Source organism: Spiroplasma endosymbiont of Diplazon laetatorius (genome assembly GCF_964019625.1).
Lineage (GTDB): Bacteria > Bacillota_I > Bacilli_A > Mycoplasmatales > Mycoplasmataceae > Spiroplasma_A.
On record NZ_OZ026458.1, the window covers coordinates 841172 to 858220 of the forward strand.

A 17049-nucleotide genomic window follows, 5' to 3' on the forward strand; every position below is an offset into this window, starting at 1 on the left:
TATATATTAAATTAATTTAAAATTCCAAGTATATGTACGATTAGTCAACTTATAATCTACATTTATCATTGTTGGGTGTGTCAAATCATTTACACTGTAGCTTAAATTTATTGAATTATTTTTTGGTCCAAGTTTGTTAAATTCTAATAAAAAATAGTATTTGAATTCATTCATTTTGAAATATTTTTGTTTGGAAAAATTAATCATATAAATTTTTTGTTCTAAACTAAAGTTTATAGTTAAATCACTTTTAGCAAAATCTTTTTTCTCCGGTACTGTTGGTTTTTCAATTTCTTCCACATTATTTCCTTGATCTATATTCGTATTTGCAGCTTTTGTATAAAAAAATACAAAAAATCCCAGAACAGAAAATAAAGATATACAAATTATTGAAACACAAATTCATTTAGATATTTTTTTCTTTTTCATTGATGTAATTTATTATCCTTTCTTTGTTTTTTCAACCTATATTATTTAGTTCATCAGTTTTATAAGATATTAAATAAGAGAAAGTGTAATTTTCAGTTTCACTTGAATAACTTATATTATAATTATTTTTATTCAATTTTTCCGAAACATAATCAATAGAAAATAATCTAGAGTTTAAGTTTAATTCTCTATTATAAATAATTTCATTATTGTATAGAGGGTTTCATAAAACACCTTCGGTTCCTAATTCGCTTTCCTCTATTGTGTTTTTAGGAAAAGAGTAATTTGTTATGTTCTTATTTTTTATTTCATACTTATCTTCAATAACTTTAACTTCATCACTTATTTTCTTAATTGCATAGTAATCACTATAATCAAAACTACTCTTTAATTTAGGTGTTGATGTTAAAGATGTTGTTCTATTTAAACCTTCAAGGTAATTTTTCATAAAGGTATTCATTTTATTACCTAAAACAGAATCACTAATAGAGTTTCAAGAAGTATAATTACTTCTAAGTTCCATAACAGGATCAATTGTGTTGGTAGATCTTCGTTTAACATCAATAACAATATCGTTTCTTAACAAATCAAAATAGTGTCTATTATATTTATTATTAAAATCATAATTAAAATAACCATAAGCAAGATTTGCAATAGTTGTTGTGCTTCTATTGTTGGAATATTTATGTTGAGTTAGATTTCTTCTATCTATTTCAATACTTCCATAATTTGTGTGAGGTTTGATGTATTCACCCTCTACGTTATAACTTGCACTGTAAGAAATAAACAAGTTTTGCTGATCTTCTATATAAGAAGCTGGTATGTCAACTTCTATAAAATCAAAATCACTTAGAGTAAATACACCATTTCTTTTCCCAGTTATTTTATATGATGGTATGTCAAACTTTTCTTCTTTACCATTCTTAATTAATTCAACACCCTCTTTGGTTCTAATATAAAGTTGTATAGCACCAGATTTAAAATTTAGTGTCGTTTCATCCTTTTTAGACTCTTGAAAGAATCTTCTAAAATAATCATATCCATCAGCATTTGATATACTGGGTCTTATAAATAATCTATAATACTCTTTTTTATTAAAAATATACTTTTCATTAATAAATATGGCGTCTAACCCCATTTTTTCACTATCGACTCGACTAACTTTAATAAACTCCTTGTCTTGAAGTTCTTCTGAAAATTTTATCTCGTCTTTTAAACTAATATCTAAAATATAAATCACCTCAAATATGTAATCGACTTTTAGATAAAAAAAATCTTCTTTTTTAAAAGAAGATTAAGTTTCTTAAATGGGGCGTGTAAGGGGAATTGAACCCCCGAGTGCCGGAACCACAATCCGGTGCGTTAACCACTTCGCCATACACGCCATATAATGTTTCACCTACTTATTATACTAAAAAAATATTTTAAGTGGCAAAAAACAACAAAAAAAATACAACTAAATGTTGTATTTTAAGACACTGTAAGAATTTCAGGTTTTTCAAGAATAGATTTAACCCTTGCAAGGAATTGTCCTGCTTCTGCTGCATCTATTGTTCTTTGATCAACTGTTAAACTCATATTCATAATTGCTTTTATTGCAAGTTTTTCATTATCCACAACCACTGGCTTTTTAACAATCTTACCAACTCCAATTACAGCTGCGTTTGGATAGAAAATTGTTGGAGTTGCTTGAATTGCTCCTATATTACCATAGTTAGCAATTGTTATAGTGCTTCCCTCTGATTCATAATCATAAAGTTCTCCAGATCTAAGTCTTGTAGTTACTTCTTTTATATCTATTGCAACCTCTTTAATTGATAACTTTTCTACAAATTTTAGTACAGGTATAATTAAACCTTCGCTTGTTTCAGTTGCTAAACCAATATTGTGGTATTTTTTAATAACCACTTCATTTGTTTCTGCATCATAACTTGAATTTAATTTAGGATAATCCTCTAAAGCTATAGAAATAGATTTTGCTATAAATGATATAGTTGTAAATTTAATATGACTTTGTGTTTGTTTTAACATGTGTTTTAATTTTAAAATTGAACTCATATCAATTTCAGTAGAAATAGTTAAAGGAGGTACAAAGTTTTGACTTAAAATCATTGATTTAACAGCTGGATTTCTGTTTTCATTAATTTTTTCTCTTTCAATAACTTTATGTACATCATTAGATTCGAATTGTAAGTATCCAACTGAATTATCTGGTTTATCTTGTTCAAAGTTAACATCTTTGATGTTTTCTTTTTCTCTTTCTAATCTTTCTAATTCAAGTTTTTCTCTTATATCTTTTTCAACTCTTTCAATAATTTCTTGCTCTAATCTAGCTCTTTCTTCTTCTTGACGTTGTTTTTCTTTTAATTCGTTTGCAAATGCATTAATTTCTTCTTTGATAATTGATTTTAAATCGTTTGCATTAACTTCTTTGTTTGGTTCTTTCTTTTGATTCATACTTTGCATCATGTTTTGCATTAACATGTATTGCATCATTTGTCCAAATGTATCAGTTCCAGCGTTGAAGTTAGATTGTTGATTTAACTTAGAAGTTGCAGCGTTTAATTGGTTTTGCTCTTTTAAAGTTTTTTGTAATTCTTTTATTTGATCTTTTAAGAAATCCACAGTTTCATCAGCAGTTTTTTTATCTGATGCTTTTGCAAGTTCACTATCTTTTTTACTAATTTCAGTTTTAATTTCTTTTTGAACAACTTTTGGAGTTTTAACCAATAATGAATCGTGAGCAATTTCTTCTAATTCATCTGCGGGAGCGCTCATACCAAGTTCTGTTGTTCTTTCAATATACTCTGCTTCATCTTTATAAGCAGTATATAAGTTTGTAGCTCTTAATCAGTTTTCAAATTCTTGTTTACCTTTTGGAGTTTCGTTGTAAGGCATAAACACCATAGCCCCTGTTGAAGGATCTTGTTGAGGAACTTCTCTTAAAAATTCTTTTGGTATACCAATTTCTTTAACTTTTTTACTGTATTGAAGATTTTCTTGTTTCAATCCTCTTTCAACAGCTTCTCTTCTTTGGTTTATAACACTTCTTTCATCTCTACTTTTCATGATATCTCATCTTCTTGAAGTGTCATATAGATTTGAAAGTTTTGATTCAGCATAAGTTTTACTTGATTTATGACCAATTTCTTCCATAAGTTCTTTTGGTTTCTTTTTAGGCATAACAACACCACCATATGGGTTTAAATCATTTGCATCAATTGTTGTTGCTTCTTCATCATCTACATAAGAACCATATGAAACACCAAATTGACCATCTTCACTGGCCCCTTGTCTCATAAATGTATCATCTGATTTTACTTCAAGATTTTTTTGTTTCATTCTTTCAACCTCTTGTGCTTTTTGAATTGGATCAACAACTTCTTTAGGTCTCTGGCTATCAAGAATTGCATTGTCTTTTGTAGCTACAATATCTCTTTCAAGAACACTTGGATCTCCACCGGCTTTATTTAACTTCTCAATTCTTGCTTGAATTATGTTTCTCATAATTAAAGGACGACCTTTTTCGTCAGTTTTTGACATTGCATTAATTTCTTCATCAGCTTCCTGTACTTCTTTAAAGTCATTTTCTTCTAAAAGTTTTTCTTTTCTTGCTTGAACAAGTTGTCTAAACTTACTTACACCAGCTGTGTTATTTGTAGAAAATAGATTACCTCCATCTTCTGCTTTAACATCTTCATTTGTCATTTTAAGTAACTCTTCTTTTGTTAAGTCACCCATTATTTTATTTTGAGGGGCATTCTTAATTGAGTCTCTAATATTTGCTCTCATCTGAGCAAATCTGTCTTTGGGTTGTTCATTTGCTTGACTCATATCATTATCCCTCTCTTCTAATTTTTTGACTTTCTCTGGAGAATCCATTATATCGTCTCTTCCAGTAGAAAAAGGAGTTATTGCTTGATTATATCTGTCATACATTACAGCACCAGAAAATAAATCAGCATCAGTTTCGACAGGTTTTAAATTAGGTTCATGTTCTCCATCACCTATAAATACTTCTTCTTCAGGTATATGTTGGACATCACCTTTTTTGTAATGTCTACTTTTAAATTTTTGAATCTCTTTATCTCCAACAGCTATGTTTGCTAAAATACTTCCATTTTTAACAGCACTGTTTAAATGAATAGTTTTGGTAACAACACCATTGTAGTTAGATTTTATATTTACTTTGGTTCCATCATCAAGTTCTATAAGAGCAAAATCCTGTCCGAAGGTAATTTCTTCTCCAGAGAATAATCACTCTTTTAAAATTCCTTTTGATGGTAAATTTCTAGCCCTTAAATGTACCATAATCCTATCGCCCCTTTTAGATATATACCACCTATTATTATATAAAAAATAAAGGCAAATTCCTACCTTTATTGGTTATCAGATTAATAAAATAATACTTTTTAGCCCTTTGTTATATATATTTTAACACCTTAAATAAAAAAAATAAGTATTGCTACTTTATTTTTAATTTGTATATTTAGGATTAAAGATAAGAACACCTTTTTTAACAAGTTTCTTATATCTTTCAGCTTCTCTAATGTTATCTCTAACAAACGGTCTGTCTTTATAGTTAAGAGATAATATAAATCTTTTGATTTTTTCTTTATTAGACTTATAAATAACTTTTTCTTGTTTTACCGCTGCTTTTTTAAGTTTCTCTTCAAGAATTCTAGCCTTGATATATTTTTTTCTCTTAGAAATTCTTTCAGATCTTTCTAAAGATTTAATACTTTTTAAGAATATTTTAAATTCAACTTTTTTGTGTAAAACTTCCATCTTTTGTTCGTTTTTAAAAGTAATTTTTTTCAATTTAGCTTTTTGTTTACGATAGTCATGTTCTTCTTTTGTAATAAGTTTACCTTCGATATCATGTCATCTGTAAAATTTACCATTATTTCAATTTAAATAAAAGTATTGTAAATTAACTACAAGGAATGTAATTGCTAAACAAGATAGTATGAAAATACTTATTAGTAATCATTCAGGCCCCATGCTGCGACTTACACTAGTATAGTTATTATCGCTTCCATATCCAAGATCGAATTGATGAATGTTTAAAAATCAATAAGGATATCACATTTGTTGAGTGTAATATTTTGTTTGATCTATAACACCATTATCTAAACTTCATATATTTTTTCAGAATCATTCAGATTCAGGACTATTACTATATATTTTATTAAAAAACTCTGGTGAAAAGTATTTAAATCTTATTTCTCCCCTAATCATTGCAAATATTAAATATCCAGCTGGGTATCCACAAGTTAATGGCAATGAGAATTTTGAGTATCTTCTTGGTGCGTGATAATGATCACCACAAGAAAGAAGGAAATAACCAATCATAATACTTGGTATACACATATGTAAAACAACAGTAGAGACTCAGTTAGATGGATAATATGCATTTATTTCATCTGGTGAAGCCAAAAGACCAAATCAGAAAACCATCATTGTAACAGTAATATAAACTGTCATGGCCAATTCAATACCAAACACTGGTTTAGTGTTATAAATTCTTCTCATAAATAGAGCAACTATTAAGTAAATAACTACTGCATAGTTAGATTGGGTAGTAAAGAAAGCATAGTATATATTTAATCTTTCCATTGCAGGTATACCTTCCAAGTTTTTCTTAGGAGCGTATATTTGCAAGGCAAAATCGAATGCTAAAAAGGCAATTAAAATAATTAAAACCATTACTTTTAAAGAAAATTCAAAGTCTTTATTTAATTTCATTTCTTATCACCCTGCACTTCATTGTAAAAATTATATCTAATATAAAAGAAAAAACCAAACTATGAGTCTGGTTTTACCTAAATTTTCTATAAAAACTTCAATGTTTGATTACAAATCATTAATTCTTCATTTGTTCTAACTTTTAAAACTGGAATTTTTGAATCTTTTGATGAAATGTTTAGATAATCTCCATATTTTTCATCATTTAAACTAGAATCGATTGAAAGCCCTAATAGACCACATTTTTGAATAACTTTTTCTCTTACTATTGACGCATTTTCACCAATACCCGCAGTAAATATTACTCCATCAATGTTGTCATTTATTTGATTTGCAAATTTAACTATAAAATCAGCAACTGTTTGTGTATATAATTCTAAGGCCAATGATGCTTGAGCATTGTTATTAGCAGCAGCTGCAATAACATCTCTCATATCACTGCTTATTTTACTTACACCTTGTAAACCTGATTGTTTATTTAAAATATCTGTTACTTCAAATACATCTTTACCTGTTTCTTTTGCAACATATTGAATAATTGAAGGATCGATATCTCCACTTCTTGTACCCATCATTAATCCAGCAAGAGGAGTTAACCCCATTGTAGTATTATATGATTTACCATTTTTAATGGCACAAATACTTGCACCATTTCCTAAGTGACAAACTATTAAGTTTAAATCTTCTTGTTTTTTATTAAAAATTTCTTGTGATTTAAAAGCTATATATTCATAACTGATTCCGTGAAATCCGTATTTTCTAACTTTTAAATCTGTATATCATTCATATGGAACTGTATACATATAACTAATTTCTGGCATTGTTTGGTGATATGATGTATCAAAACAACCAACTAATTTAGCGTGTGGTAAACTTTCTTGGAAAGCATTTATTGAAGTTAATGCTCCTGGATTATGTAAAGGAGCAAGTCTTATATTGTCTTCAACAGTTTTTTTGATTTCATCCGTTAATTCAACAGTTTCAACTATTTTATCTCCACCATGAACTATTCTAAATCCAATACCTTTAATATCTTCTGGTTTTTCAATAACTTTTAAGTCAGTGAATTTTGCCAATATTAATTTAACAGCATCTAAATGATCATCCATTTTATCTTCAAAGACATGTTTTTGATCATCTATTTCAATAGTTAATCTACCATCAACTGAAATTCTTTCAGCCAATCCATCAACTAATGATATTGGATTTTTTGAATCACTTATATCAAATAATTTAAATTTTATTGAACTACTTCCTGCATTTACTACTAAAATCATTATTCATTTCCTCCATTGAACATTGAAGTATAAACAGTAACTATTGAAGTTTGTTTAATATCTTCTAAAGTTGCACCTCTTGATAAATCATTTACCGGTTTGTTTAAGCCTAAAATAAATGGTCCTGCTGCTTGGAAGTTACCAAATCTTTGCGCGATTTTGTAACCAATATTTCCAGCATTTAAATCTGGGAAAACATAAACATCTGGATGTTCTTTTGTGATTTTTGTGTTTGAATATTTTTTATCTCTAACACTTTTATCAAAAGCTGAGTCAAATTGCATTTCTCCATCAAATAATATTCCATTTGTTGATTTATCTTTTAATAAATCCATTGCACCTTTTACTTTATCAACAGTTGGCCCCATTCCTGAACCATTTGTTGAATAACTTAACATAGCAACTTGAACATCTTCTTCATTTAATCGTTTTGCAAAATCAGCTGCCATTGAAGCTATATCTGCCAATTGTTGAGAATTTGGATCTACGTTTAATGCACAATCAGTGAATAAATAACTTTCATTTTCTTTAGACATTAAAAACACTGATGAAGCTATTGAATAATTAGGACTTGTTTTAATAACTTGTAAAGCAGGTCTTAAAGTATCTGCTGTTGTATATTCTAAACCACAAATCATTGCATCTGCTAAGTTTAGTTTCATCATCATTACACCAAAATATGTTCTTTGGTTTAATAATTTAATTGCTGTTTCTTCATCAGCTTTACCCTTTCTTACTTCTAAGAAAGTTTTAATCATTTCATCTTTGTTATATTCATCAAGTACAACTGTTTTAATTTTTTCATTTAAGTTACTTGGTACTTCACTTTTTGTATTAAACAATAATACAGGTATTGCTAATTCATTTTCCACTAAAAATTCAGCATTTTGTTGAATTTTTTCTTGTGTACCTTCTGGAAAAACAACTGTTTGTTTTTTATCAATTGATTTAATTTTATTTTCTATTTCTTTTATTGCTCACATATTCTATTCCTCACTTTTATATTGTTCTATTTCTTTTAATAAACTAGATGATACTTTTCTTTTTTCATTATCTGATAAAAATAAAACTGTTTCTAATTCTTTATAAATACTTTTATTTCCATCATATAATTCAATTTCATATTCTAAAGTTTGAGCGTCCCTAATACCTCTAACTATGTAGCCAACATTTTTACTTCTTGCGAACTCTGCAGTTAGTTGATTTTCATTAATCTCAACCACCACATTATCCAAGTGTTTTGTCATTGATTTTATTTTTTCAACTCTTTTTGATAAGTCTGGATTACTATCTTTTGAAATATTTTTAGTAACAGTAACTATTACTTCATCAAATAGTTTTGATGCCTTTGTTAAAATATTCAAATGACCATCATGAAAGGGATCAAAACTCCCTGGATAAATAGCTCTTTTCATATTAAACCTTTCTTAATATCTTTATAATTTTATAACCAATTTAGTGAAATTTTTTTATTTTATAATATTTTATGTAATAAAATAAGTTTAAATGAGGTATAAAAATATGAAGATACTTTTAGTTGATATAGGAAATACTACAGCAGATTTTCGTATCTGAAGCAAAGAAGATAATACATTAACAAAAATAATAAGACCAGAAACAAAAGATAACCAATGAAGAAGAAGTACTGTGTTGAGTAAGCACTTTAAAGATAATAAAATTGATTTTGATAAAATAAGTTATGTGTCAGTTGTTCCTGAATGAAATGATATTATGAGAGCTTTTGCAAGTAATATGAATGTTGAAATCACTAATTTAAGAAGTGATTTCAACATAGAGAAAGATCTTTTCAAAGTTGATGACATAAATAAACTTGGAGCTGACTTTATATCTAATTATTATGGAGTTAGAGATAACTATGACATAGAAAATGGAGCAATAGTTTCTATGGGAACTGCATCAACAATAGCTATAATTGAAAATAGAGAATTTAAAGGAGCAATTATTTGTCCTGGATTAAAAAATGCACTTAATTGTTTAATATCAAGTGCTGTTCTTTTACAAAATAACAGCTATGAAAAATCAGATAAGAAATATGGAACAAATACAGTTGATGCAATAAACATAGGTTCTTTTAATGCACACTATACAATGCTAAGTTCAATGATTAGAAAATTAGGATTTGATTCAGCTGTATTTACTGGTGGTAACTCAATTGATTTTAAAGAAGATATAAAAAATGATGGTTTCATTTTTGATGAAGAGTTAATTTTCAAAGGACTTATAAAATTTAATAAATAAAAAAAGTCTTTAATAAGACTTTTTTTTAAACTATTTAATTGCTTCTTTTGCAGTGTTAAATACTTCTTTTAATTGTTCACATGATTTGTTAAATAATTCTTGTTCTTCTGATGAAATATCTCATTTAATGATTTCTTCAATCCCGTTTTTTCCAATAATACATGGAACACTTGTGTAGATATCTGAGTTTCCGTATTCACCATTTAAGTGAGCACCAACCATTAACATTACTTTTTCATCTGTTAAGATTGCTTTAACAATTCTTGCTAAACAAGCACCGATTCCGTAGAATGTTGCTCTTTTTTTCTCAATAATTTTGTAAGCCATGTGAGTAGCTTCGTCTTTAACTTCTTGTAAATCTTTTTCAGTAATTACACCTTCATTTAAGAAGTCTTGAACAGATTTTCCATTAACAGTTCCTAAGCTTCAAGCAGCAACTGATGAATCTCCGTGTTCTCCTAATAAGTAAGCTTCAACTTCGTGTGGCATTGCCCCTACTTTGTCAGCTAATAATCTTCTTAGTCTTGATGAGTCTAAAGTTGTTCCTGAAGAAATAACTTTTGAACTATCGTATCCTGTAACTGATTTGTAAACATAAGTTAAAACGTCAACTGGGTTTGATGCAATAACAGTTATTCCATTAAATCCTGAGTTTTTAATTTGTGTTGCAATATCTTTCATGATTTTTGCATTGTCTGCAACCATTTCTAATCTAGTTTCACCAGGTTTTTGTGGTCTTCCTGCAGTAATTACGATCAAGTCAGCATCTTTACAATCTGAGTAATCTCCTGCTTTAATTGATGTAAAAGGTTCTGGTAAGATAGCTTGTGCGTCAGCTATATCCATTTGGTTTCCTTCTGCTGCATCTTTGAATACGTCGATTAATACATATTCTTTTGCAATTCCTTGGTTAACAGCTGAGTAAACAAAACTTGTTCCTACAGCTCCACAACCAACTAATACTATTTTTTTATCATTTATCATATTTTTATCGCTCCTACATATTTATATTAATACTAATTCAGTAATTAATCTACTTTAAAATATAGTTTTTATTAAATTGCAAAAAATTTGCATAAAAAAATACCCACAAGTGGGTATTCATATGTACATACGATATTGTAAATTAACGTTTTGAGAATTGTGGTGCTCTACGTGCTCCATAAAGTCCGTATTTTTTACGTTCTTTAACACGAGCATCACGTGTTAATAAACCGTGTCCTCTTAATTCTGGTTTGTAATCTTTTGAAGCTTCTAATAATGCTCTTGCGATTCCTAAACGAGCTGCTCCAGCTTGTCCAGTAAATCCTCCACCTTTAACAGTGATTTTAATTGAAAAATCTGATTTTGTTCCAGTAGCTTCTAAAGGTTGTTCCATATCTTGTACTAAAGTAGCATATGGGAAAAACTCTAAAGCTGGTTTTCCATTAACAATAATTCCACCTTGACCAGGAGTTAATATAACTTGAGCAACTGAAGATTTTCTTCTTCCTGTTCCTCTATACATAACAACGTCTTTTTTTGCTGCCATTATTTGTTATCTCCTTTTTTTGTTTGAATTACTAATACTTCTGGATTTTGTGCTTGGTGTGGATGTTCATTACCTGCATATACGTGTAATGCACGGTATTGATTTCCCCCTTGAACGTTTTTTGGTAACATTAATCTTACTGCTCTTTCAATGATTCTTTCAGGGAATAATTTACGTTGTGTTGCAACGTTTCTTGATTTTAATCCCCCTGGGTGCATTGAGTGGTGGTAGTAGTTTTTATCATTTTCTTTTTTTCCTGATAAAATTACTTTTTCTGCATTAATTACGATTACGTGATCTCCATTATTAATATGAGGTGTAAATGTTGGTTTATTTTTTCCTCTTAGTACCATAGCAATTTGAGTAGATAATCTACCTAAAGTTGCTCCAGTAGCGTCAACTACGTATCATTTTTTAGCAATATCTGCCGTTTTAATTAGTGTAGTTTGTTTCATGTGCTTGTTCTCCTTACCTTCCGGGGCTCATGAGTAAGCAAATATATTATACATTATTTCTTAAAACTGATAAATAAAATTAGTACAAAATATAAAAAACCTAAATTTAATCACCGAAAAAGTTTTTAAATTTAGGTTATTTTAATTTTTTTAAATAAATGGCTTATCCGAAATAACTAAAAGTTAATTCAATCCCATTTTCATCTTTTAAATAATGGGCTTTTTTATCGTATTCACCATTTTGGTCCGTTGGTAAGTCCGGTATTTCATTACTCTCACCATAAGGTTTTAAACTAAACATCATTTTATATTTATTTACTTGTCCATCAATTGGTATTGCTTTAAAATTATCTAAATCAAGATCATTTACAAACAATGCTCAATATATAGAGTTTGTAAGATTTTCAATGATAAATTGCATTAAAACAGTATATTGGTCTTTACCACTAAGAGTCCCTAACTCAGTTTTTGGCTTATCCAATCCGTTTGATGCTTTTACCATTTGTTGAATTGTCATTGGATACTCATCATTATTAGAAGGAGTAAACTTTTCAATGTTATAACTAACATCCAAAGAACCATAATAACCTGTTGGTCTTTCATCTGGTATTTTGTCATTAATTTTTATAGTTACTCCATTTAAATCTTGGTTGTATATATAGTTTTCAGCTTTTGTAAGTTCGTTACCAACCCTTGATAACTGAGGAATCATGTCCATATTATAAAACATTAGACCCATCATAATTGTTCTTGGTCTATGATCATAAACGTTTCCTATATTGGTTACTTTGAAAACATCTTGTAAATAAAGTGAGTTTGTTATTTTTATTGATGCTGTTATTTTATCTTTTTCATTATTTTTATTTGTTATTACAAATTTATAATTAGCATTTCTAAATATATCTGTAGTTTTTAAGTCATATTCAATTCCATTTTTAAAAAGTTGAATATTTAAATCATCTCTTTCATAACCAGAGTTTTTTAAACTTGATAATATTTGGTTTAGTAACTCATCAGTATAAAATATTTTTTCAGTATCTATGTTGTCCAAGTTTACATTCTCAAAACCCTCTTTAATGACCGGCATTATAGGTTCTGGTCTTCAAATATTATCTCAATAATTTCCACCACAAGAAACAACAGATAAAGTTGCTGTTGGTATTATTGCGAACATAGAAAAACTAGCTAACATTTTTTTATATAATTTATTCATTTTTCTATCCTCCTTGAACAGCTAGTAGCATACTAACTTTTTTAAGTGATATTCAACTTAATGTATTACTTACTGTATATAACAGTCAAGTTCCTAAAATACCAGGAACTATATATCAAATTTTAAACACTAATGGTAATACCATTATTGGAGTTGCTAAGTGTATTCCAAGCATAATTATTGCTCAAGCTAATGCAACACCAATTATAGAACTTATTATTGCTACAGGAACATATATACCTATAAATAATTTACTTATATATGATTCTTTGTAACCAAGTATCTTCATTACTGCAATTATTTTTGCATTTTCTGATATAACCAAGTTAATTGTTAATAATATAATTATTGCACTTAAGAAAATGGTTACAAAAACTACAAAGTATATTATCAAGTTGGCAGTTGTGTTGATTCTTGTCATAACTTTTAAAGCTTCTTCAATTTGCATTGCTTTGTTAATAGAGCTATTTGAATATCCAGGATATGAAGTTGTTGTGTCACTTCCTCCGTTTAAACCAATCATAGAATAATCTCCATATTTTTGGTTTGTTGAAACCCCTTTTGAAATATCTGTAAACGATTCATCAAACGAGCTTTTATAATTGAATAAAGGATATTCAGACTCAAATAAGGTCATGTATATTTCATTTCCTTCTTCTTTTGTTCAATTTTCAAAATTAGCAAATAATTCTTTATTACTTAAACTTGATTTACTGTTTAAATTATTTAAGTAACTTTTTAGTTTTTGAATTTCTTTTTCTGATGAATTAGGATTTGATCATTCTTTCATAAATAATCTAAATAAAAGTTCTTTAGATTCATTATATTTAGAAATCTCTTCTGCTAAATCATTATTTATTCAAGCTTTATTATCACCATATTGATTTACCACTCCTGCAACTGTATATTCAAAATCTACAGTTGAATTAGTTGTAGCTACATCACCTTTTGCGATGGCTTTTGACATTTCTGTTGCACCAACCAAACTAGAACTAGTTATATCAATTTTTGATTTATAAACTCTATTATCTTCGTTTGGATTTATTTTTGAGTTTTTTCAACCATTTCCATTATCTTTCATCATTGAAGATGAATAGAAGTTTGATGCACTAGTGTAGTCATCTTTTTCATTTTTAGCACTTAGCCCATTAGTATCTCAAGTTTTAATATTTAAAGGTTCATTTCCATAAGAAAGTTCGTTAATTATGTGTGTCATATTAACTTTATCTCCAGGTTTTAGATTTAATCTTTTTGCAAGAGATTGATTTATTAAAATTAAATTTTCTGATTCAAATAAATTATTTTTAAGATCTTTCCCTTTAGAATCTTTAACAATTTGTGTTTTGTTATCTTCTTTTATTCCATAAATTTTTAGACTTTGATCATTTGTGTATGCATTTAAGAAAATTCCAATATCTTCTTTTTCTTTATTATATGGAATTAAGCCAAAAGTAGTATTAAAATTACCATCTTCTTTTTGATATTCTCTTTCTATAATTGTTTTTATCATAGAAGGAGATTGACTATAAATTCCTTGTAAAAAGGCTTGTTGAAGGTTATTGAACATAAATGCCATAATTCAGTTATAAATAGGAACCATGACAGTAACTCTTGATTGAGTTCAATCTTCGTTTTCATCTCTATATTCATATAAAGATTTTTCCATTGGTTCATCACCATTTATTTTCCCAGAGTTAGCAATTCTAACTGTAGGAGGACTATAACCAGAACCCGGAACAAAAACTTTTCTAAAATCTTCATGAGATATCATTGGTTTTCCATCCTTAACAGAACCACCAGTAATACTCAAAGTGTTTTTATTGTTAGGTAAGTAGTAACCTTCTCTAGCTATGGCATCTTGGATACCGACACTATCTCTGTATTTTAAGTAAAATTGTCTTAATTTTTCTAACTCATCTATATATTCGTTTGATTTAGAATTACTAGAAATTACACTAAGCATTTGTTGTTTATTTCAATATTTATCTAGACCATAGTTTTTTAAATCAGGTCATAAATTAAAAATCACTGTTTTATAGTAATTATTTTTTGTTGGTATATCATTAATTTCACCTAAATCTAAATATAAATCTTTATTTTTAAGATAATTCATATCTATTGATTTGTATGTCATATCATTTAAAGCACCAACATCAGTAGAAGGATTATATATTTTTTGAGAAACATTGTTTTGTAAATACATGTTTCAAATATTTGTAGCAGAATCATTTATATCCAATTTATCTACGTCACTATAAGGATTATAAGTTTTATAAAAACTTGTTGGTGAATTGTAAATTGGACTTTGATATTCTATTTGATTGTTATAACCTTCTTTGATATATGTAGATTTTTTATTATCTGCAAGAACACTAGGCATTATAGCACCTATTGAAATAAGTGTTGAAGAAACAAGCATTACAGAGAAAACAGAAACCAGTTTTAAGATAGAACCAGATAATATAGCCCCTCTGAAACGATTATTAAATTTTTTACTTCTAGCTAAAATGCTTTTAACAGCTAATTTGAACTTGTTTGTAGAACTTCTACTTTCGAAGTTGATCATTTGTAACGGTGTGAATTTATTAAACATATAGAAGTATGTTATCAATGTAATTATTTCTAAAAGAATAAACATACCAAATATTGTAATTAACATTGATTCTCAAGATATCTCAAAAGCTTTCAATTTAAAAGAGAAAAAGTTTGAGAAAATTGAAATTACCATTTCTTGCATAACCATTCCTAAAATGTAACCAGCAAAACCACCAATTACAGATATAAACAATGGATATAAACCATTTGATCATATTAACTGAGATTTTTTATATCCAAGAGATAATAAAACTCCTGATTGACCAAATGATTTTTTAATTTGGTTATTTAGCATTATAACTAACATTACAATACCAATAATTATTGTAACCAACATAACTATATAACTAAATAATTTATAACCTTTTATTGTTGAACCAAGCATAGTTGTTCTTGCATAAAAAGGATATCTTGCATCCCCTCTTTGCAAGGCAATAGGAACACTTTTATTCAAAGTATTTTCATAACCTGCATATAGGGAAATCTCTCCAGCTTTTTCTAAATTAGTTAAATATTCATTTATCATTTCTGTAGAGTTTTTGATATTTTGTCTAGATTTAAACTTGGCAACAAATGAAACTTCCTTATCAAGACTAGATGTTGAAGATATTACTTCATTATTTTTAAGTTCACTGTCTGTATATCAAATCTTTTGCGTCTCTGGATTATCTATTTTGAAAATATTTTCTGGATAAATACTTTCATAATAAACATTTTTAAGACCAAGGTTAGAAGGATCAATGTAAATTAATCCTTCTTGTTTTGTATTTGGTAGTGGTTTTGTTTCATCAATTACTGGAGTTGAAAAATCAGCAGTTGAACCAAAACCAACAACTTGAAATCATTGTTTTGAAGAATATTTTGTATTTCCAATTCATGAGTTTATATCTATATTTTTATATAATGATAGGTCGACTTTTTTAGTCTCACTATCTTCAACACGAATTGAACCACCATATTCATCATCTTTAATCCTAATGATATCATTTATTTTAATATTATTAGCTTTTGCAAATTCTTCATTAACATAAACTCATTTTTTTGTATTTATGTTTGTGGCTTGTGTGTATTGTTTTCATAATTCGATACTCATACCTTTATTAACAACAAATTTATCTACTTTTTGATCTGGATTTAAAGCAAAAACTTTTAAAGTTTTTTCACTTGATAAATTTGATATACGAGATTCTACTCTATCAAAATCAAATGCTAAATCTGTATCAAATAATTTATTTTGTAAATATGTTATTACCATATTGTCTCTAACATCAGAATCAGATATATTTTTACTAAATAAATCTTTTTCAAAGTCTTTGACATATGAGGATTTTGATAAATCAATTATGAAATCATGGATGTTACTATTTTTTTCAGAAATAAAATTTTCATACGACTTTTCTATTCTACTTGTTGAAGAATAGGAAAGTGTAAAAACAAAAGAAGTTAAAAACACTAGAACAATTATAGTGATTAATTGTATTTTATTTCTTAATAAGTTTTTAAATGCATTTTTAAAAAATGGCTTTTGGTTTTTCATTTACT

General features: G+C 27.8%; 13 protein-coding genes and 1 tRNA gene. 1 reads left to right on the plus strand and 13 read right to left on the minus strand.

Features of this window, described 5'->3' with window-relative positions:
• Window positions 1-6 precede the first annotated feature (6 nt).
• The 8 genes from AACL10_RS04060 to coaD all read right to left on the minus strand — a co-directional run bounded on the left by AACL10_RS04060 (window position 7) and on the right by coaD (window position 8869).
• Complete coding sequence (locus tag AACL10_RS04060) at window positions 7-429, minus strand: hypothetical protein (RefSeq protein WP_338984837.1); 423 nt, start codon at window positions 427-429, stop codon at window positions 7-9.
• Window positions 407-1669 carry a hypothetical protein gene (locus AACL10_RS04065; RefSeq protein ID WP_338984839.1) on the minus strand — a complete coding sequence of 421 codons (1263 nt, stop codon included), beginning with the start codon at window positions 1667-1669 and terminating at the stop codon, window positions 407-409. The genes AACL10_RS04060 and AACL10_RS04065 overlap by 23 nt, the downstream gene beginning before the upstream one ends.
• A 68-nt stretch (window positions 1670-1737) precedes the next feature.
• Window positions 1738-1813, minus strand: a tRNA-His gene (locus AACL10_RS04070).
• An 86-nt stretch (window positions 1814-1899) separates the two neighbouring features.
• Window positions 1900-4740: a 2-oxo acid dehydrogenase subunit E2 gene (locus AACL10_RS04075; RefSeq protein WP_338984841.1), complete on the minus strand. Its 2841-nt coding sequence runs from the start codon at window positions 4738-4740 to the stop codon at window positions 1900-1902.
• A gap of 165 nt (window positions 4741-4905) precedes the next feature.
• Window positions 4906-6177, minus strand: a complete 1272-nt coding sequence (locus tag AACL10_RS04080) for a hypothetical protein (protein WP_338984843.1) — start codon at window positions 6175-6177, stop codon at window positions 4906-4908.
• An 86-nt stretch (window positions 6178-6263) separates the two neighbouring features.
• Complete coding sequence (locus AACL10_RS04085) at window positions 6264-7454, minus strand: acetate kinase (protein WP_338984845.1); 1191 nt, start codon at window positions 7452-7454, stop codon at window positions 6264-6266.
• Window positions 7454-8437: a phosphate acetyltransferase gene (gene pta / locus AACL10_RS04090; protein ID WP_338984846.1), complete on the minus strand. Its 984-nt coding sequence runs from the start codon at window positions 8435-8437 to the stop codon at window positions 7454-7456. The genes AACL10_RS04085 and pta overlap by 1 nt, the downstream gene beginning before the upstream one ends.
• A 3-nt stretch (window positions 8438-8440) precedes the next feature.
• Complete coding sequence (gene coaD, locus AACL10_RS04095) at window positions 8441-8869, minus strand: pantetheine-phosphate adenylyltransferase (RefSeq protein ID WP_338984848.1); 429 nt, start codon at window positions 8867-8869, stop codon at window positions 8441-8443.
• A 106-nt stretch (window positions 8870-8975) separates the two neighbouring features.
• On the opposite strand from coaD, the gene AACL10_RS04100 reads away from it, so the two are divergent.
• Window positions 8976-9713 carry a type III pantothenate kinase gene (locus AACL10_RS04100; RefSeq protein ID WP_338984850.1) on the plus strand — a complete coding sequence of 246 codons (738 nt, stop codon included), beginning with the start codon at window positions 8976-8978 and terminating at the stop codon, window positions 9711-9713.
• A 30-nt stretch (window positions 9714-9743) separates the two neighbouring features.
• On the opposite strand, the gene AACL10_RS04105 is transcribed toward AACL10_RS04100, so the two are convergent.
• From AACL10_RS04105 to AACL10_RS04125, 5 genes are all read right to left on the minus strand, one after another.
• Window positions 9744-10697, minus strand: coding sequence for an L-lactate dehydrogenase (locus AACL10_RS04105; protein ID WP_338984852.1), 954 nt, complete (start codon window positions 10695-10697; stop codon window positions 9744-9746).
• Window positions 10698-10839: 142 nt separating this feature from the next.
• Window positions 10840-11244: a 30S ribosomal protein S9 gene (gene rpsI / locus AACL10_RS04110; protein WP_100917006.1), complete on the minus strand. Its 405-nt coding sequence runs from the start codon at window positions 11242-11244 to the stop codon at window positions 10840-10842.
• Window positions 11244-11699: a 50S ribosomal protein L13 gene (rplM, locus tag AACL10_RS04115; protein ID WP_101781008.1), complete on the minus strand. Its 456-nt coding sequence runs from the start codon at window positions 11697-11699 to the stop codon at window positions 11244-11246. The genes rpsI and rplM overlap by 1 nt, the downstream gene beginning before the upstream one ends.
• A 163-nt stretch (window positions 11700-11862) precedes the next feature.
• A complete protein-coding gene (locus AACL10_RS04120) occupies window positions 11863-12912 on the minus strand; it encodes a hypothetical protein (RefSeq protein ID WP_338984856.1) in 1050 nt (349 codons plus the stop codon).
• 4 nt (window positions 12913-12916) lie between these two features.
• Window positions 12917-17044: an ABC transporter permease gene (locus AACL10_RS04125; protein WP_338984857.1), complete on the minus strand. Its 4128-nt coding sequence runs from the start codon at window positions 17042-17044 to the stop codon at window positions 12917-12919.
• Between the last annotated feature and the right edge of the window lie 5 nt (window positions 17045-17049).